This window comes from Pseudomonas sp. RL_105y_Pfl2_101, from assembly GCF_963970585.1.
Taxonomy (GTDB): Bacteria; Pseudomonadota; Gammaproteobacteria; order Pseudomonadales; family Pseudomonadaceae; genus Aquipseudomonas.
The window spans coordinates 121,719-140,484 of the sequence record NZ_CAXAPG010000009.1 but is presented as its reverse complement, the minus strand read 5'-3'; the positions used below and the strand labels follow the sequence as shown (position 1 = coordinate 140,484).

15 protein-coding genes are annotated in these 18,766 nt (G+C 60.0%); 2 read left to right on the top strand and 13 right to left on the bottom strand.

The window, feature by feature from the left end:
- Nucleotides 1-144: 144 nt before the first annotated feature.
- Nucleotides 145-1,545: a dihydrolipoyl dehydrogenase gene (gene lpdA, locus AACY31_RS13325; RefSeq protein WP_339479874.1), complete on the top strand. Its 1,401-nt coding sequence runs from the start codon at nucleotides 145-147 to the stop codon at nucleotides 1,543-1,545.
- Between the two features lie 217 nt (nucleotides 1,546-1,762).
- Here the strand turns inward: lpdA and AACY31_RS13320 are convergent, their stop codons facing one another.
- The 4 genes from AACY31_RS13320 to AACY31_RS13305 all read right to left on the bottom strand — a co-directional run bounded on the left by AACY31_RS13320 (nucleotide 1,763) and on the right by AACY31_RS13305 (nucleotide 7,005).
- A complete protein-coding gene (locus AACY31_RS13320) occupies nucleotides 1,763-3,913 on the bottom strand; it encodes a hypothetical protein (RefSeq protein ID WP_339504551.1) in 2,151 nt (716 codons plus the stop codon).
- Entirely contained in the window at nucleotides 3,900-5,093 is a 1,194-nt protein-coding gene (locus AACY31_RS13315) for a DUF3142 domain-containing protein (protein WP_339504550.1), read from the bottom strand. The genes AACY31_RS13320 and AACY31_RS13315 overlap by 14 nt, the downstream gene beginning before the upstream one ends.
- 256 nt (nucleotides 5,094-5,349) lie before the next feature.
- Nucleotides 5,350-5,976 (bottom strand): glutathione S-transferase family protein, encoded by a 627-nt coding sequence (locus tag AACY31_RS13310; protein ID WP_339479945.1) that lies wholly within the window; start codon nucleotides 5,974-5,976, stop codon nucleotides 5,350-5,352.
- 126 nt (nucleotides 5,977-6,102) lie between these two features.
- Nucleotides 6,103-7,005 (bottom strand): LysR substrate-binding domain-containing protein, encoded by a 903-nt coding sequence (locus tag AACY31_RS13305; RefSeq protein ID WP_339491658.1) that lies wholly within the window; start codon nucleotides 7,003-7,005, stop codon nucleotides 6,103-6,105.
- A 247-nt stretch (nucleotides 7,006-7,252) separates the two neighbouring features.
- On the opposite strand from AACY31_RS13305, the gene AACY31_RS13300 reads away from it, so the two are divergent.
- Nucleotides 7,253-9,463, top strand: coding sequence for an LTA synthase family protein (locus AACY31_RS13300; protein ID WP_339504549.1), 2,211 nt, complete (start codon nucleotides 7,253-7,255; stop codon nucleotides 9,461-9,463).
- 38 nt (nucleotides 9,464-9,501) lie between these two features.
- Here AACY31_RS13300 and AACY31_RS13295 read toward each other — a convergent pair whose 3' ends face one another.
- The 9 genes from AACY31_RS13295 to AACY31_RS13255 all read right to left on the bottom strand — a co-directional run bounded on the left by AACY31_RS13295 (nucleotide 9,502) and on the right by AACY31_RS13255 (nucleotide 18,728).
- Nucleotides 9,502-10,935: an FAD-binding oxidoreductase gene (locus AACY31_RS13295; protein WP_339504548.1), complete on the bottom strand. Its 1,434-nt coding sequence runs from the start codon at nucleotides 10,933-10,935 to the stop codon at nucleotides 9,502-9,504.
- Nucleotides 10,936-10,954: 19 nt separating this feature from the next.
- A complete protein-coding gene (locus AACY31_RS13290) occupies nucleotides 10,955-12,112 on the bottom strand; it encodes an L-talarate/galactarate dehydratase (RefSeq protein WP_339479865.1) in 1,158 nt (385 codons plus the stop codon).
- Nucleotides 12,113-12,191: 79 nt separating this feature from the next.
- Nucleotides 12,192-13,712: a tripartite tricarboxylate transporter permease gene (locus AACY31_RS13285; RefSeq protein WP_339491656.1), complete on the bottom strand. Its 1,521-nt coding sequence runs from the start codon at nucleotides 13,710-13,712 to the stop codon at nucleotides 12,192-12,194.
- A 9-nt stretch (nucleotides 13,713-13,721) separates the two neighbouring features.
- Nucleotides 13,722-14,195, bottom strand: coding sequence for a tripartite tricarboxylate transporter TctB family protein (locus AACY31_RS13280; RefSeq protein ID WP_339479862.1), 474 nt, complete (start codon nucleotides 14,193-14,195; stop codon nucleotides 13,722-13,724).
- A 75-nt stretch (nucleotides 14,196-14,270) separates the two neighbouring features.
- On the bottom strand, nucleotides 14,271-15,242 hold the full coding sequence (locus AACY31_RS13275) for a tripartite tricarboxylate transporter substrate binding protein (protein WP_339504546.1): 972 nt from the start codon (nucleotides 15,240-15,242) through the stop codon (nucleotides 14,271-14,273).
- A 772-nt stretch (nucleotides 15,243-16,014) separates the two neighbouring features.
- Complete coding sequence (locus AACY31_RS13270; RefSeq protein WP_339479858.1) at nucleotides 16,015-16,593, bottom strand: TerD family protein; 579 nt, start codon at nucleotides 16,591-16,593, stop codon at nucleotides 16,015-16,017.
- Nucleotides 16,594-16,624: 31 nt separating this feature from the next.
- Nucleotides 16,625-17,200 (bottom strand): TerD family protein, encoded by a 576-nt coding sequence (locus AACY31_RS13265; RefSeq protein ID WP_339479857.1) that lies wholly within the window; start codon nucleotides 17,198-17,200, stop codon nucleotides 16,625-16,627.
- A 32-nt stretch (nucleotides 17,201-17,232) separates the two neighbouring features.
- Nucleotides 17,233-18,267, bottom strand: coding sequence for a TerC/Alx family metal homeostasis membrane protein (locus tag AACY31_RS13260; RefSeq protein ID WP_339479856.1), 1,035 nt, complete (start codon nucleotides 18,265-18,267; stop codon nucleotides 17,233-17,235).
- An 11-nt stretch (nucleotides 18,268-18,278) separates the two neighbouring features.
- Nucleotides 18,279-18,728 (bottom strand): tellurite resistance TerB family protein, encoded by a 450-nt coding sequence (locus AACY31_RS13255; RefSeq protein ID WP_339479854.1) that lies wholly within the window; start codon nucleotides 18,726-18,728, stop codon nucleotides 18,279-18,281.
- Nucleotides 18,729-18,766: the final 38 nt, after the last annotated feature.

Here is an 18,766-nt window from a genome sequence, read left to right as displayed (position 1 = left end):
CTTATAACGATTACTGTGAAATTTCCGTTTTGAATTCTTCATGCCAAGGCCGGTACCGGCTCCTTGACTTAAGCCTTGACCGAAATCTCTGGAAACGCTCATATTACGTTCATAATTTTTTATCAAGCCAGTGGGAAAACAGCGATGAGCAACTACGACGTGATCATTCTGGGCGGCGGACCCGGCGGGTATAACGCGGCGATTCGGGCCGGGCAGTTAGGGTTGAAAGCCGCCTGCATCGAAGGCCGAGCCACCCTGGGCGGCACCTGCCTGAACGTCGGCTGCATGCCCTCCAAGGCCTTGCTGCATGCCTCGGAACTGTACGAAGCCGCCACAGGAACGGAATTCGCCAACTTGGGCATTGACGTCAGCCCCACCCTCAACCTTGCGCAAATGATGAAGCAAAAGGACGAAAGCGTGGCCGGCCTGACCAAGGGCATCGAGTTTCTGTTTCGCAAGAACAAGGTCGACTGGATCAAAGGCTGGGGCCACATCGACGGGCCCGGCAAGGTGACCGTTACCGGCGAAGATGGCGCCAAGACCGAACTCAGCGCCCAGGACCTCGTCATCGCCACCGGCTCGGAACCTATGCCCCTACCAGGCGTAGCCATCGACAACCAGCGCATCCTCGACTCCACCGGTGCCTTGTCCCTGAGTGAGGTGCCTCGGCATCTGGTGGTGATCGGCGCCGGCGTCATCGGCCTCGAACTGGGTTCGGTCTGGCGGCGCCTGGGTGCCCAGGTGACCGTGGTGGAATACCTCGATCGTATTTGTCCGGGGGTAGATGGCGAGGCTGGCAAGACTCTGCAACGGGCCTTGAGTAAACAGGGCATCCAGTTCAAGTTGAGCTCGAAGGTCACGGGGGCCGCTACTTCAGCCAGCGGCGTGCAATTGCAGATCGAGCCGGCGGCGGGCGGCGAAGCACAGACCCTGGACGCCGATTACGTGCTGGTCGCCATTGGTCGTCGGCCTTACACACAAGGACTGGGGCTGGAGAACGTCGGGCTGAGCCCTGACCCGCGCGGCATGCTCGCCAACCAGCGTCACCGGACCGAAGCACCGGGCGTCTGGGTGATCGGTGATGTGACGTCCGGACCGATGCTGGCCCACAAAGCCGAGGACGAAGCCATGGTCTGCATCGATCAGATCGCCGGCAAGGCCGCCGAGGTCAACTATGCGCTGATTCCCAGCGTCATCTACACCCGTCCGGAATTGGCCAGCGTCGGCAAGACCGAGGAACAACTCAAAGCCGAAGGCCGCGCCTACAACGTCGGCAAGTTTCCGTTCACGGCCAACAGCCGGGCCAAGATCAACCACGAGACCGAAGGGTTCGCCAAGGTCCTGGCCGATGAACGCACCGATGAGATCCTTGGCGTGCACCTGGTGGGCCCGAGCGTCAGCGAGATGATCGGTGAATACTGCGTGGCCATGGCGTTCAGCGCCTCAGCCGAGGACATCGCCCTGACCTGCCACCCACACCCCACCCGCTCGGAGGCATTGCGCCAGGCAGCGATGAATGTGGAGGGGATGGCGACGCAGATGTAGGGGCAACGCAAAACTGGAGTAAACACTTTTTGTGGCCAGCGATTGCTCCCACTGGAACGCACCCGTAGGAGCTGTCGAGAGCAACAAGGCGGCGATCTTTCCAAGACCCATTGAGTCCAGAGCGAAAGATCAAGGTCAAAAGATCGTCCGAACGCGGCCCGAGCCTTCGCCAGCGCCTACAGAGCCGAGCCAGCGCCAAGCTCTGGCCACATTCAACTTAATTGGCCGACATCCGCGCCTTGCGCCGGCGCCGGCTGATCAATCCCAACACCACCGCAACGACCAGCGCCACACCGCCCATTTGCAGCCAACCCTTGTAAGGTCGCAACATCGAACGAATCGGGTCCAAGGCCTGGGTCACGTAGCGTTTGTTCGCCTTGCTGAAGTCCGGTTCCTGGCATTGATGACCGAAGTCCCCGGCCCAATCCACATACGGGCCTTCCTTCACATAGCGTTGATACAGCGCGCTTTGCTCTTCAAGGCTGGAGTTGTACCCCACCGCTTTGCACAGCACCGCGGCAAAGGCCTGGCTGGTATGCGGCAAATAATCCGCCGCCTGACTCGCCAGCGCCGTGGCGACAAAGCGATAGTGATAACGCATGTCCGGCTGCGCCGCGCTGGCCTGCTGGCGTTGCACTTCGCCTTCGGCCAACAGCGGTCCGACCTTCAGCTCAACCGGTTCCAGGCTGTAGTTGCCTCCCAGGCTGGCGTAATCCGGCGCCATCTCATAGCCAAGCAGTTCCATGCCCCATTTACGCGCCATCCAGGACGCATTGAAATACGCCTCGGCCCGCCGGGTTGGCCACCATTTAGACTCCGCGTCCTGGCGCAATTGCCCATAGGCGCGGGCCTTGTTCTGCAGGTCCGCGTCATCGAAATAAGCCGGTGCCTCATCAAAGCGCCCTTCCCTCAGCAAACGACGACCCAGCAGGTTGCGCAAGCTCGCAGCCACCGGCAGCGGCCTGTAATTATCGCGATCCTCCTGGCTCAACGCCGGTGGCGCCGGGACTTGCGCGTCGACGTACTGCTTGAGCTCATCCACCGTGAGCACACGCTCGGCGACTGCGGCGGCGTCGTACCAATAGTTGCTCTGGCCGCGATAGAGCTGATCGAAGGCTTGCAGGTAATCACCGCGTTGCAAGGCCAGGATCGCGCTTTCACCTTCGACCCGGCACTTGGGTTGCACCGACTCGAAGTTCCAATCCGGTGTCCGCCGGCTGCCCCAGGATTCATCGTTCGGAAACGCCTGGGCAGCCTTGGCATAAGCCGCCGCCGCGGCCACTTTGTCGCCGTCGCGCAACGCCAGCTTGGCACGCACCCACCAGGTCAGGCCGGTGTCGGAGGCCTTTTGCACAAACGCCTGGGCGTTGGCGTAATCGCCGTGCTGGTAACTCACCGCCGCCAAACGGTCGGCATCGTCCAGGTTGTCCCGGGCGTTGGCTTGCAACAGTTCGAACAGCCTTTTCTCGCCAGTGGGTGCTTCACCGTCCCACCAGCCGACGCGGCTGAGCAGGTAGGCGGTGACCAATCGCTGCACCGCCCTGGTTTTGAGCAATTCGCTCAAACGTTCATCCGGTTGGACGCTCAAATCACCGGCCAATTGCAACAACGAGCTGTAGCCGACCGCAGATCCTTGCAGGTTCTGGATCGCGTACAGGTCGATGGCACTGTCCCAATCGTCAGCGGTGTAGGCCACCCGGGCTTCTTCGCCAAGGCTGGCGATGCCCAGTTCCAGCGGATCGCTGAAGCCGGCAATGCTCAACTCGCGGGCCTGGCGAAACGCCACTCGCGCCTGGTCCTGCAAGACCACGGGGTCGCCGCTGCCGGCCTCGGTGCTCACGGCGAACAAAGCCCGCCCCAGAGAGTACGCGGCCCAGGTGCTGCGCAACCGACGTTGGTCAGCCGGTAACGCCAGCAATTGCTGGAATGCTTCCACGGCGCGCTGATGCTCACCGACGTTAAAAGCCGCCGCACCAATCGCATACAAGCGCAGCTCATCAGGCAGATTGGCCGCCTCGGCTGCCACCTGGTCGACATCGGTGAGGGCCCGCAGGCGCTCCACCACCGCTTGCTGCGGCGGGGTCAGGCCGATCTGCTCGGCCTGGTTGCGTTGTTCCACGTAGGAAGGCAGGTCGTCATAGCTGTAGTTCGGGTTGCGCGTCGCCTCGGTGGCCGGTTTGAGCCCGGCAATCGCCTGGCCAAGGCGGCTGACCTCGAAGCGAAAACTGCCTTCGGGCAATTCGGCCAACGACTGGGCGCGGTTATCCAGCAAGCGCATCGGGAAATCCGGTCCGCATGCCAGCGCCGGGCCCAGCGGCAGGCACAGGCTCAGGCACAGCAAGTGACGAGGCCACCTACGGATAAACATTGAAACCTCCTTGGTCGATTTTCGTACAGCGCGCCCAGCCGATTGCCCGGTGGCTGCCAGCAGCCAAGCGGCCTTCCTGAATGCGGGTGAAGGTAAGCAGTCCGGGGGTTTGTTGCAATGTATAACCGGCCAAGGCATCGACGCCGTCACACGCGCCCACAGTCAGCGTCAGGCGCTGGGGCCAGGGGCTGTCGAGATTGCCCTGGTTGACCAGGCGGATATCGTAAAGACCGTCCTGCTCCCCCCACTGCAACGCCAGGCGACTGTCCAGGTTGTCTCCCCGGGCGACGGCGCCGAGCGTGGTCAGGCTCCAGGCCCTTCGGTCGCCGGCCAGGGGCAGGCGAAACCAGATCAACCCAGCGAGATGCTTCGGCGGATCGGCACGCAAATCTGCCGCAAGCCCAGCCACTTGTTGCGGATCGGCCAGCAGCTCCCGACGCTCGCCACCGCGATCGATCGGCACTTCACTTTCCACCACTGGCGCGCCGCTCTCCTGAGTCAACAGCGCCACGCCGTAGGCCGGCAGAGCCAGATAAAACGGCCGAGTGGTGACGTCGCTCCAGCGTTGCGCCCAGTGCCGGGACTGTTTCGGATCGAACAATCCCTGCCGTGGATCGTTCACCGCGTGGACCTGCAGTACGCTGCTGTCCACCGCTTCCAACAACCCCGGCAATGCTGGGCTGTCGAGCCAGGCCGGTAGTGCAGTAATGCTTAGCCGCACGCCGGCCGGCAGGACTTGCCGCAGTTGGCCGAGGAATTTTCCATAGGCCGGCAACCGGGCGTTGCCAGCATCGTGATCGATTTCTATCCCTACCGGGGTCAAGCCCTCGGCGTGCCAGTCGCCCAGCACCTGCTGGATTTGCGCGAATACCTCATCCTGGTCCAGGGCCTTGAGCTGGCCGTCCAGGCGAATCACCGCGATCAGCGGACGGCCGTCAGCCCTGAGCAAGGCCGGATCGATCCGCGCACGGCTCCAGCCCGCCCCGGGAAAAGCCTGCAGCGCCAGCACCCGCAGGCTGGAGAAATCGCCATGGCTCTGGCGCAGCGCCGGCTCGTGAGCCTTTGTCCATTGGCGCTGCCAGATATACAACTGTTGATCCAGGGCTGGGGGTGAAGCTTGTTCGCAGCCCCCCAAAAGCAACACGGCGAGGGCCAGGGAGAGCCGGAAAAGAAACGTCATGAAGCCTTACCACCCATAAAACCCGGCAGATTACGCCACTAGGATCCTGGCGAATACCTGTGGCGAGAAACCTTGCTACTGCTGGGCCTGTAGAAGCGGTGTAGGAGCTGTCGCGTGCAACGAGGCTGCGATCTTACCTCAGACATTTGAGTCTCAAGCGAAAGGTCAAAATCAAAAGATCGCAGCCTTCGGCAGCTCCTACAGCACAACCCAGCGGGAGCAAGCTTGCTCACCACAAGGTTTCGCACCTGCGGTTTCAGGCGTGCTTTTGCAGCCCGACAACCGTACGCGGCATGCCCACGAACCCGGGCAAGGCTTCGATCCGCGCCAGCCAGGCCCGCACATTGGCATAGTCCTCCAACGACACATTGCCTTCCGGTGCGTGGGCGATGTAGCTGTAGCCAGCGATGTCCGCCACAGTTGCAGCGTCACCCGCCAGATAAGCGCGGCTGCTCAATTCTTGATCAATGACTTTCAGCACGTTGTGGGCACGGGCAATCACGTCCTCAGCGTTGTAGGCCGCGCCAAACACCGTGATCAGCCGCGCCGTGGCCGGGCCCGCATGGATCGGGCCGGCCGCCGCCGACAACCAGCGCTGCACCCGGGCGGCGCCGATCGGGTCGGTCGGCAGCCAGCGGTCCTTGCCATATTTATGGGCCAGGTACACCAGTATCGCGTTGGAGTCCGCCAGTACCACACCGTCATCGTCAATGACCGGTACCTGGCCGAACGCATTGAGTGCCAGGAAATCCGCCTGCTTGTGCGCGCCCTTGGCCAAGTCGACGAAGACCTCTTCGACAGGTAACCCGAGCAACGAAAGCATCAGTTGAACGCGATGGGAATGGCCGGAAAGCGGGAAGTGATAGTGCTTGATCGGGTTCATGGTCGACTCCGCTGCAAATGACGCCATCAGCACAACGGCGTCGATGGGGGTCATCTTCCGCTCCCGGCAAGAACAAGAGAATCACCCAGAAATGCAATCCATTGTTTCAGCCAGAGAAACAATGCTTCAACCGCTCAAGGCCGAATTTTCGCGCAGAGCACTGACGGCAAAATCGACAAAACTACGGACCCGCGCCGGCGCATTGCGTCCGCCCTGGTACACCACATGGATCGGCAGAGGCGGCAATTCGAAATCAGCCAGGACGATTTCCAGCTCCCCGGCAGCCACGCTGCCTGCCACTTGGTAAGACAGGACCCGCGTCACCCCCAACCCTCGGCAGGCGGCCGTGATCGCGGCCTGGTTGGCCGTCACCACCAGCCGAGGCACGGTCCGAACGGCCAACGGTTGGCCTGAATCGATGAAAGTCCAGCTTTTGACCTGGCCAATGGCCGATGACGCCACCACGGGCATTCGCTCCAAGTCGCCCGGATGCCGGGGCCGCCCGTGGCGCGCGAAGAAATCAGGCGCGCCGCACACCACCCGTCGCACTTCACCGACACGCACAGCATGCAGGTTGCTGTCCGGCAGCTCGCCAATGCGCAGGGCAACATCGATGCCCTCTTCCACCAGGCTGACCGTGCGGTCCAACAACAAGGCGTTGATGCTGACCTCGGGGAACCGGTGCAAGTAATCCACCAGCAATGGTGTGACGAACAACTGACCGAACAGCACCGGCGCGGTGATCGTCAACTGCCCGCGAGGCTGGACATGGCTGCCGGCGGCCGAATCCTCGGCTTCCTGCAAATCGCTCAGGATCCGGCGACAATCCTCAAAAAAGCGCTGGCCAGCTTCGCTCAAATACACATTGCGGGTGGTGCGCACCAGCAATGGCGTGCCAATGCGTTGCTCCAACGCCGCCACCGCCCGCGTGACGCTGGCCGCCGACAGGCCCAAGCGCCGCGCCGCAGCCGAAAAACCCGACGCCTGGGCCACGGCAAGGAAAACCTGCATTTCCTGAAACCTGTCCATCCATCCCCCGATGAAAAACCTTGATACAATTTTATGCGCGCCTCAAATGAGCGCTATGCGGCCCTCGCAAAGGCCTGAGCCAGTGAACCACAGCCCAGCACAGCCGGACACCGGGACATTGGCACGGCCAGGGGTGATTGCCCTTGGTACCATCCCGCCTCATGACAATTTCATGACCGAAGGAAGAACTTCCCACAGGGTTGGTGTGTTGTTCAACGGATTAGCTTTAACGAAGGGCTCGTTTCTTGTGAATATTCTTTATCGCGCTTTAACCCACCCCCGCGCCGCCCTCATCGCCCTGATAGGCTGCGTACTACTCGTCCCCATGGGCCTGCGTCTCGCCCTGGGCTGGTCCGACCCGCTGGGCTATCTCTCGGACCTGGGTATCGGCGGGGTGCTGATCGTGCTGCTCCATCGCCGTCCCGGGTGGCTGGCATTCCCGGTATTGCTGGCTTGGAGCGCGTTGACGCTGGCCAGCATCGAGCTGGTCAGCGCGGTCGGGCGGATGCCCAACCCTTCGGACATTCATTATCTGACCGACCCGCAGTTCGTTGAAAATTCCACCAGCGGCGGCTTCGCCCATCCCTGGCTGGCCGTGATCCAGTTGGCAGCGCTGGCGTTCTGGCTGATTACCCAATGGACCAGCCGCCCACGCCAGGCGCCACACTTGCCTCGCCACGCCTGGGCCGTGCCCGTGTTGCTCCTGCTGAGCCACAGCGCGCTGCAAGCCTGGCGCCCCAGCGAGACGGACCAATGGAACGTGTTCAACCTGCCTCACCAACTCGTCACAGCCGGTGTCGCCGCCGGGCAGGACCAGGCCCGGCAATGGCTCGACGGCGAGGCGCTAGACCCAGCCCCGTCAATGGAGGGGCTGACTCGGCTGGACCTCGATGGCAGCAGACTGTTGGCCGAACCGGGACGGGCGCGCAACGTCCTGATCATCGCCCTGGAGGGTATTCCCGGGGCCTACGTGGGCGCCAACCGCCAGGCCTTGAAAAGCAGCTATCAGGAGAACCTGATGCCGCACCTCAGTGCCTGGGCCGAACGCGGCATGAACACACCCGATTACGTCCTGCACAGCCACCAGACCATCCGCGGCCTCTACGCGATGCTGTGTGGCGACTACGACAAGCTCGACAACGGCACCCCCAAAGGCGTCGAAATGCTCAACCAGACCCAGCGCAACCAAGCCTGCCTGCCGGCCCAGTTGCGTCAGAATGGCTTTTCCACACATTACCTCCAGGGTGCTGGCCTGCGGTTCATGGCCAAGGACCGGATCATGCCGCACATCGGCTTCGATAAGACCCTGGGCATGGAGTGGTTCACTCGCCCCGCCTACCTGGAATTCCCTTGGGGCAAGGACGACAAGACCTTCTTCGAAGGCGCACTGGACTACGTCGGGCAACTGCAACAAGCGGACAAACCCTGGATGCTGACCCTACTGACCGTGGGCACACACCAGCCCTACTCGGCCCCAGATCAATACCTGCAACGCTACGACACCGCCAAGCAGGCGGCGGTAGGCTACCTGGACGACGCCCTGGAAAACTTCCTGGCGGGCCTGGAACGCCAAGGTATCCTGGACAACACCCTGGTGGTCATCACCTCGGACGAATCCCACGGCATCGACGACGTGCGGCTGGCCTCGTCCTGGGGGTTCAACCTGACGCTGGCGCCGGAGCCGTTGCCCAGGATCAAGTCCGGCACCTATGGCCACGTCGACCTGACCGCCTCGATCCTAGATTACTTTGGCTTTGCGGTGCCCACGTCGTTGTCCGGCCGCTCGATGTTCAGGGACTACCCGACGGGCCGGGAAATCATGTCGTTCACCAACGGCAAGCTGCGCTACCACGACGGCAAAGGCACGTTTACCGAGTGCGACTTCCTCCAGCATTGCCGCTACTACACCAGCACAGGCTTCATCGCTGACCGGGCCACCTATGGCGGGCAATACAGCGGCCAGCGCGCCAGATTGATCGGCGCCCGAGCCATGGCCCTGGACCAAACCCTGTTGCGCACGCCCCTGAACCAGCACTATCAGTTCGGTAGCGCAGATAAAATCCCACTGCCGGCCCAGGTCACCAACGACTGGACCGACAACCTGATCGGTGCCCAATACCTGGAAATGCCCAAGGGCTCGCAGACCCGCGTCAGCCTGACCATCCGCACCGTGGATGACCATGCCGCCTATATTTCCCTCAAGGCCAAGGAGTTCGAGCAGGATGTGCCGATGGACCTGCCAACCGAGGTGGCGGTCACACCCGACCAGCCGTTGGTGATGAACATCCGTTTCGACAACCCGCAGCAGCGCAAGGCGTTTTCCTTCCATCTGCTCGGTCATGGCGTCGGCGCCATCGAGGTCAGCGACTTCAGCGTCGTGACCGAACTGCCGGATCAGACGGAGCAGCCGCAATACCTGGACGATATGCTGGTAGACAGCGAGGCCCGATCCGGCTGAACAAAAAACGCGCACCCCTTGAACACGGCTGCGCGTTTTTATGGTTCGGGGCGGGAGAAGACCTTGCCGGGGTTCATCAGCCCAGTCGGGTCCAGCGCGCGTTTGATGGCACGCATCAACTCGGTCTCCAGAGGATCCTTGAAGCGGACCGCCGCTTCAGGTTTGGCTTGTCCCAGCCCATGTTCGGCACTGATGCTGCCGTTGAAGGCACTCGTCATCCGGTAGATGACTTGCATGATCGCGTGTTCTCGAGCCCTGAACGAAGCGTCCGCATCGCCGACCGGCTTGCTGATGTTGTAGTGCAAATTGCCATCGCCCATGTGGCCATAGGAAACGATGCGCACGCCCGGGAAGTCCTGTTGCAGGGCTTTGTCGGTGCGTTCAATGAACTCCGGTATCCGACTCACGGGCACGCTGATGTCGTGCTTGAGGCTGGGGCCTTCATGATTCTGCGCCTCGGAAATACCTTCGCGCAGCGCCCATAGCGCCGCGGCCTGTGCCTGGCTGCTGGCCAATACCGCATCAATGACCCAACCGTGCTCGAAGGCGTGGGCCAGGCCGTTTTCAAGCAACCGCGTCAACGGCGCGTCGGGCACCGTGTCGCGCAGTTCAATCAAGGCGTACCAAGGGTGCTTCGTTTCCAGCGGATCAGTGCAGCCGGTCACATGGTCCAGAACAAAGTCCAGGCTCTGGCGCGACATCATCTCGAAGCCCGTCAGGCGGTCGGCGCACAGGCTGCGAACATAGCCGATCAAGTCCACCGCCGCCTGTGGCGAAGGCAGCGCGACCCAAGCAGTCGCCGTGCAGTGGGTCGCCGGGAACAATTTGAGCACCGCCGCCGTGATGATGCCAAGCGTGCCCTCCGAGCCAATGAATAAATGCTTGAGGTCGTAGCCGGTGTTGTCTTTACGCAAACCTCGCAACCCATTCCAGATACGACCATCGGGTAGCACCACTTCCAGGCCGAGGGTCAGTTCACGCATGTTGCCGTAACGCAGCACCGCCGTCCCGCCGGCATTGGTCGCCAGATTGCCGCCCACCGTGCAGCTGCCCTCAGCCCCCAGCGACAGCGGGAACAGACGATCGACCTGATGGGCGGTGTCCTGTAGCTGCTGCAGGATCACCCCGGCCTCGACCGTGATGGTTTCATTCGCCAAGTCGATTTCACGGATGCGCTTCATCCGGGTCAAGGACAGCACCACTTGGTTGCCAGAGGCATCAGGGATCGAGCCGCCGCACAAACCGGTATTGCCGCCCTGTGGCACCACGGCAATCCCGGCGTCATGGCAGAGCCGTACAACGTCGGCCACCTCTGCGGTGCTGGCCGGGCGTACCACCAGGGCAGCCTGGCCCTGGTAGGCGTTACGCCAGTCCGTCAGATAGCCGCGCATCCGCTCGGGATCACGCACCCACCCTGACGGTCCGACCACCTGCTCGATGCGCTGGATAACTTCGTGGTTCAACGACGACATGCCTCTCTCCTCAATCGGCTTACGCACGCTTCCAGAACTCAGCCTGGTTCGCCGTCCAGCCCGCCACTTGCTCGCTCAAAGACAGCCCCAGGCCAGGCCGGGTGGGCACCAGCATGCGCCCGTCACGTGTCTCCATGCGCTCGTTGAACAGCGGCTCCAGCCATTCGAAATGTTCCACCCAGGGCTCGCGGCTATACGTGGCGGCCAGATGAATGTGCAGCTCCATGGCAAAGTGCGGCGCAATCATCAGCCCCGCTTGCTCGGCCAATGCCTGAACCTTGAGGTAAGGGGTAATGCCGCCGACACGGGGCGCGTCGGGCATCAGGTAATCGGCCGCGCGCAATTTGATGAACTCCCAGTGCTCGGCAACGCTGGTGAGCATTTCACCGGTCGCGATCGGTGTATCAAATTGCAGCGCCAGCGCGGCATGACCTTCGGCGTCATAGCAATCGAGCGGTTCCTCGATCCAGATCAAGTTGAACTGCTCGAGACGGCGGCACATACGCTGCGCGGTGGGCCGATCCCATTGCTGGTTGGCGTCGACCATCAATGGGAAGTCATCACCCAGGTGTTTGCGGACGGTGCTGACCCGGTGCAGATCCAGTGCCTGGTCAGGCTGGCCCACCTTGAGCTTGATACCCCCAATGCCCTTTTCCCGAGACAGGTCGGTATTGATCATTAATTGATCAAGCGGCGTATGCAGGAATCCACCCGACGTGTTGTAGCACTGGACGGAATCGCGATGGGCGCCGAGCAAGCGAGCCAGGGAAAGATTGGCCCGCTTGGCTTTCAGATCCCACAGGGCGACATCGAATGCGCCAATGGCCTGTGTGGCCAGGCCGCTGCGCCCTACCGAGGCACCCGCCCAGCAGAGCTTGTCCCACAGTTTTGAAATGTCGCTGGGGTTTTCGCCGATGAGGCTGGGGGCGACTTCCTCGGCGTGGGCAAATTGCCCGGGGCCACCGGCGCGCTTGGAATAGCTGAACCCCAGTCCACGGTGGCCATCCCTGGTTTCAATTTCCACGAACAACATGGCGATTTCTATCATTGGCTTTTGCCGACCGGTCAGCACCTTGGCATCGCTGATGGGGTTGGCCAATGGCAGGAACACCGAGGCCACGCGCACCCAGGCAATGCGGTCGTCGTCGGCGCAAGGCATTTGAGGCGTGTCTTGCATGGCTATGCTCCGAACATTTGGGGCGGCGGCTGCAACCCGGGTTCGGGTTACAGCAGCAAATGCGGACGAAAGCAGCGGGCTAGCTGCGCATCAACTCAATAGCAGCACTTTTCCTGTTGCGAATGACCGTCACCACGTGCCAGGAGATGGAGGCGGCGGCCAGGATGAGAAAGCACGCAGAGATGGGATTGCTCAGGAAGCCGCCGAAGTTCCCATCGGACAGCATCAAGCCACGGCGCAAGTTGGTTTCAGCCATGGGGCCCAGGATGAAACCGATGATGAACGGTGCAATCGGCAAACCGGCTTTTACAAACCCGTATCCCAGCAAGCCAAACAGCAACACCGCCCAGACATCGAAGATCCGGCTGTTCAGGCCGAAGGCCCCGACCACACAGAGCACCAGGATGATTGGCAGCAGGATGTGCTTGGGCACCGCCAGCAGTTTGATGAACATGCGTAGGCCGTAGAACTCGAGCACCAGCATCAGCACGGAAGCGAGGATCAGCGCGGCGAAAATCGTGTAGACCAGCGGTGCCTGGCTAATAAACAGCAGAGGCCCAGGCTGAAGGCCGTGGATCATGAACCCGCCGAGCATGACCGCCGTGGTGGTATCGCCGGGAATGCCCAGCGTCAGCAGTGGAATCATCGCACCACCAATACCGGCATTGTTGGCCGCCTCGCTGGCGACCACGCCATCGATCTTGCCTTTGCCGAATTCCTCTGGGGTCTTGGAGCGCTTCTTTGCAACGATGTAAGAAACGATATTCGATGTCCCGGCACCGATGCCGGGCAGGATACCGATGCCCAGGCCGATCAGGGAGGAACGGCCAGCATTGGGCAATTGGCCGACAAACTCCTTCATCGAAAAACCAAAACCTTTCACACCTTTCATGCTGACGTGCTGTGGTCTGGCCCGGTGGCTCAGGCGCGCGCTTTCAGCAAACTTCAGCACTTCGGCGACGGCAAACATACCGATCATGACGGTGAGCATGGCGAAGCCGCCATTGAGGCTCGGCAGGTCAAAGGTAAAGCGGCGAATCGCCTCGACCGGCGCAATCCCCACGGTAGAAAAGGCAAAGCCCAGGGCACCGGCAAACAAGCCTTTGACCAGCGAGCCGGTAGACAGCGTGGCGATCAACGTCAGCGAGAAAATCGCGATGGAAAAGTATTCGTGCGGGCCAAAGCTCAGGGCCAGCTCCGCCAGGATCGGAGCGATGAACATCAGCGCGGCGATGCTGAAAATCGTCCCCAGGAAAGAAAACACCACACCAATACCCAAGGCTTTGACGCCCAGGCCCTTCTTCATTAGCGGCCAACCGTCGAAGGTCGTGGCGATGGAGGCCGGCGTTCCCGGTATGTTGAGCAATATCGCCGATATCAGCCCTCCCGAGGTAGCACCGACAAACAGCGCGACCAGCAGCGCCAGGCCCGGACCGGGGCCCATCGAGTACGTCAGCGGCAAGCACAGCGCGATGGCCATCGTGGCCGAGAGGCCGGGCACCGCACCAAAAACGATCCCCACCGCAACGCCGAGGGTGATCAGGAGAAAGACGTAGGGTGTAAGTATGACCCCAAAGCCTTGTTGCATGAGCTCAATCATGGCCGCCCCCTAGAAATCCAATAAACCGACCGGCAGGAGCAAGTCGAAGCCATGGCGAAAAATGTAAAAAATCAGAACTGCCGAAACGACCGCTATCAACGCGTATTGAAGGTGCTTGACCTTTTGTTCCGCCGGGGTCAGCACGATGAACTGGGCATAGAGATAAAGCACCGTCATGATCACGAAACCCACCGTCTCCAGCAGCGCTGTAAAAAGCAGCACCAATGCCAGGGATTTGAAGACCGTCGGGTAATCGATCGACTCCGGCTTTTGCGCCGGTTCGGGGCTCTTGTCCGGCAGCTTTCGCCACGCCCACAATTGCAACGCACCCAACAGGCACAACGCGACGGCAAGCACCCAAGGTACAAACGCGGCATCAACCAACCCGCGACGCGGCAGGTTCAAGGTCAATACGAGATAAGCCACACCGGCGCCGAGCATGGCCACGCCGGCTATCAGCTCGTTTCTTTTATAGGAATCCATACAGGCTCCTCTTGCTGGAAAGGACCGGCAATCGGGTGCTTGCCAACACGGCGCCCACCCGAGCCGTTACGTAAATTATTTGGCTTTACGCATCTCGTCCTTGAACTGCATGAAGCTGTCACGGGTTTTGTTCAGGGTGGCAACAGCTTCTTCGGTGCCCTGGAAGCTGACCGGCTGCTTGAAGGACTTTTTCAGCTCTTCGGCGTATTCCGGCTGTTCGGTAATGTCCTTCATAATCTTGGCCATTTTCTTGACGATGGCCGGGTCGGTGCCTTTCGGGAAAGCGACGACGTAAGGCTTGTCCAGGATCAAATCCACACCTTGCTCCTTGAACGTCTTGACGTCGCCTAGCAACGCGTTGCGCTCAGCGTTGGGCTGGCCCAAAGCGGTCATCTTGCCGCTGGCGATGTAATCCTGGACCGAACCATAACTGATGGCACCGAGCTCAATACGCTTGCCCAGCAAGGCGACGATTTTTTCAGACACCGTGCCGCTGTCGACCATTTTCAGCTTCACGCCGGCGAGCTTCTCGAACATCAGGCCCTGCAGATGAGAGAAGTTGCCCATCTCAGTGCCGTAGGTGATGGTGCCGGGCTTGGCCTTGGCTTTTTCAATCAGTTGGTCGAGGCCGTCGATGCCCGAGCTTTTCGCCGAGACGAACACCGCGCCTTTGTCGACGCCGGCAATGCAGGAGATATCGAACGCATCAAAACGGTCCTCCGACAGCCCCGCGACCTCGTTGACGATCAACTGGCCGGTATGGGTGAACAAGATTGTATTGCCATCCGGTGCCGCGCTTTTCACCGCATCGGCGGCGATCGTCCCGCCCCCGCCGGCCATATTGGTCACCACCATGGATTTTCTAGTGAGCTTGGTGAAGTATTTGGCCATCATTCGTGCGTTGAAATCGGTGTCACCGCCGGCGTTGGCAATCACCACCACCTGCACCGGACGGCTTGGCCAGTCTCCGACGTCGGCGGCCATTGCCGTGCCAGCGGTCAGGCTCAGAAAAGAGGCGATCAAAGAGGCGCAGATTGTTTTCTTCATTATTGTTCTCCAGGTGCTGCCATTCATTGTGGGGTTGAAGTTGAGCAAGAAACGGGCACGCCGAGCGCTAACGCCTGGCGAGGCAGGCGCGCAGGCCTGAACGTTGGGATAGGGGAATTGGATTGCATGGCGAGCCCGCACGGGGCTGTTCGGCAAGCGAGGGAAGTAGCTGGCACCCTGCGCTAACGCGTCGGGCCGGTGACCTGCAATCTCGCTGGGCGGTAAATGTAGAAGACATGACTGCGCCTTTCGTTTTTATTATTTTCTATGTCATACGTTGTCGTATGACTTGATATCATCACCTATGCCCCATGTTGTCAACGTAGTTGTTCAGTGGCTCGCCCTGAAAACGACGAACAGGGCTCGCCGACCAAGGCGCGATTGAAGCTCGGTTCCCGGCCCAAATCGGCATGAAGTTTAGTTGCCCTAAAAAAAAACCCCTGAATCAGGGGGTTGGTTTGTGTGAGCGTTTCGGATCCGAGCCGGCAGGCTGGATCTGGTCGCTTACAACATAGTTTGTCACCACGATGCCCAAAAATGCTGGGCGATCCCAGGGTCGCCTCTAGCCCCTTGCTGCTACACGCACTTGAGCGCATAGCTGCAGCCGATGAAGCCGTGCACCTTCACCTTCTGACAAACACGGCGGAAGACTTTTTCCCAACTCGAGGGTAAAAGCGCAGCGAGCGATCCCAAGCACCGGAAGCGATATCCAGTTTTACGCACACATAAAAAACCCCTGTGTAAAACAGGGGCCTTTTGTCACTGCACAGCGTTAGCCGATGCTGACGCCATGGGCTTCAGCCAATGGCTTGAGGCCGCCGGCGAAACCTTGACCGATTGCCTTGAACTTGAACTCTTCGCCGTTGCGATACAGTTCGCCGAAAATCATCGCGGTTTCAGTAGAAGCGTCTTCGCTCAGGTCATAACGCGCCAGCTCTTTGCCGTCGGCTTTGTTGACCACGCGGATGAACGCATTGGAGACCTGACCAAAGCTTTGCTTGCGTGCTTCGGCATCGTGAATAGTCACTGCGAACACCAGCTTCTTCACTGCCGGCGCCAGGCCGGTCAGCTTGACCGTTGCCTGCTCGTCGTCGCCTTCGCCAGCACCCGAGCGGTTATCACCCATGTGTTCGACGGAACCATCGGCCGACTTTTTGTTGTTGTAGAAGATGAAGCTGTTGTCATCGAGCACTTTGCCGTTTTCGCCCACGATGAAGATCGACGCGTCCAGGTCGAATTCGGTGCCATCGGTCACGCGAGGGTCCCAGCCCAGGCCAACAATGACTTCGGTCAGGCCGGGGGCTTCTTTGGACAGGCTGACGTTACCGCCTTTGGACAATGAAACTGCCATGTGTAGATTCCTCAGTAAATGGAGTGATAGATCAGAAATTCATGCCGAAGCTGTTCGCCACGGACTTCAGGCCGCCAGCGTAGCCTTGGCCGATAGCACGGAATTTCCATTCGTTGCCATTGCGATACAACTCGGCGAAGATCATCGCTGTTTCAGTCGAAGCATCCTCTGCCAGGTCGTAACGCACGACTTCAGCGCCGCTGACTTCGTTGACGATACGGATGAAGGCGCCACCCACTTGACCAAAGTTCTGCTTGCGCGCGTCTGCGTCGTGAATGGTCACGGTGAACGAAATCTTGTCAATCTCGGCAGGTACGCGGCTCAGGTCAACCTTGATCACCTCGTCATCACCGTCGCCGGCGCCAGTGCGGTTGTCACCGGTGTGCTCTACAGAACCGTCGACGCTTTTGAGCTGGTTATAGAAAATGAAGTCTTGCTCGCCGCGAACTTTGCCCGCAGCAGAGAGCAGGAACGCACTGGCGTCCAGGTCAAACTCGGTGCCGTCTGTGGCACGAGGATCCCAACCCAAACCAACAATCAGTCTGGTCAGCGATGGATCAGTTTTGGACAGCGACAGGTTGCCGCCTTTCTGAAGTGTCAAAGCCATGGGTGCAACTCCTTGTGATTTAGCGAATTAAATTAGCTGAGTTCAGCGGGCGCTTCTTCCTTGCCAGGAAACATGATGCTTGCGACGACACCGATAACCAGTACAACCATTACGATTAACAGGCTGGTGTTCGCATCAATGTTGTAGCCGTGGTGGAAAATGTGATTGGTCGCGTTCAGCCCGAGCTTGATGGCGATAAAAAACAGCAGTGCAATAACCGCTTTCTCGAGATGTACCAGATAGCGCTTCAGTGCTTCCAGCACAAAGTACATCGTACGCAGGCCGAGGATAGCGAAAAGCATTGCCGAATAAACGATCAACGGCTCACGGCTCACCGCAATAACGGCGGGTACGGAGTCAAAAGCAAACAGCACATCGGAGACTTCAGCAACGACCAGACACAGAAACAGCGGGGTCGCAAACAGCCCCCCCTTGGCGGCCAAGCTCATCCCTTTGTTCTCTGGTTTCAACAGCTCAGCTTCGAGCACCTTGCGGCGTACGAAAAAGCTATTGCCGTGCAGCTTTGGCCACACCGGGAACAGTTTTTTAGCGAACCGATAAGCCATGTGAGTGGAGTAGTCCTCCTCCTCTTCATCGTCACCGCCGCTTCTCAACATCATCACAGCCGTCCAGGCCACGATCACCGCAAACACGATTTCAACCCATGGGCCGAACGCCAGCAAGCCAGTACCGATGGCCACAAAAATGCCACGGAAAACGATGGCGCCGATGATGCCCCAATACAGTACGCGGTGGCGCAAGCCGTCCGGCACTTTGAACCAGGCAAAAATTGCCATGAACACAAAGAGGTTATCCACGCTCAGGACTTTCTCCAAGGCGTAGCCGGTGACGAACAGACTGGCGACTTCAGGGCCGTGCTCGTAATACAGGAACCCTGCAAATCCCAGGGAGATCGCGATCCAAAAAATCGACCAGATGGACGCTTTCATCAGGGACACCGGCTTGTCACCCCGGTGGGTAACCATGTCCAGCAACATTGCACCCAGTGCGATAGCGACGAATACCGCCATCGTCAGAGGGGGAAAACCGATATGGGTAGCTTCCACGGTCATACGCCTTATAGTTCGAAATCAGCAGGGTTCAGGCCCAGCTCGAGACAGATCAGGCGGCAGGCGGCTTTTTCCTTGGCGTCAAAGTCACCATCCGAAGAGCCGATCGCGCAGGCAACGCGCACCAGAAGACGGGCCGCGCCGTCGTTGCCTTTGATTTTGTTGATAATCTTAAGTGCTTCGGCCTGACCAATGGCAAAGTCGAATTCAAACTTGCCCACGGCATCATTGAACGACTTGATCACGTCACTGAGGTTAAACACCTTCAATTCCGGCGAATTATTGATAAAGCCTGTCATCTTCATTTTTTCGGCAGAAGAGACTTCACCATCAGCCGCAGCGATCATTGCGCAGGCCGAGGCCGTGGCCTCCATAAAGTTCTTGTTCTTGAACTTGCCGACTTCGGTCGTCAGCGCTTCACGCGCCTTCGCTGCATTTGTTTTCAGCCATTCCAGCATGGGATCTTCCTCTCAAAGAGGGGCCGTAGCCCCCGTTT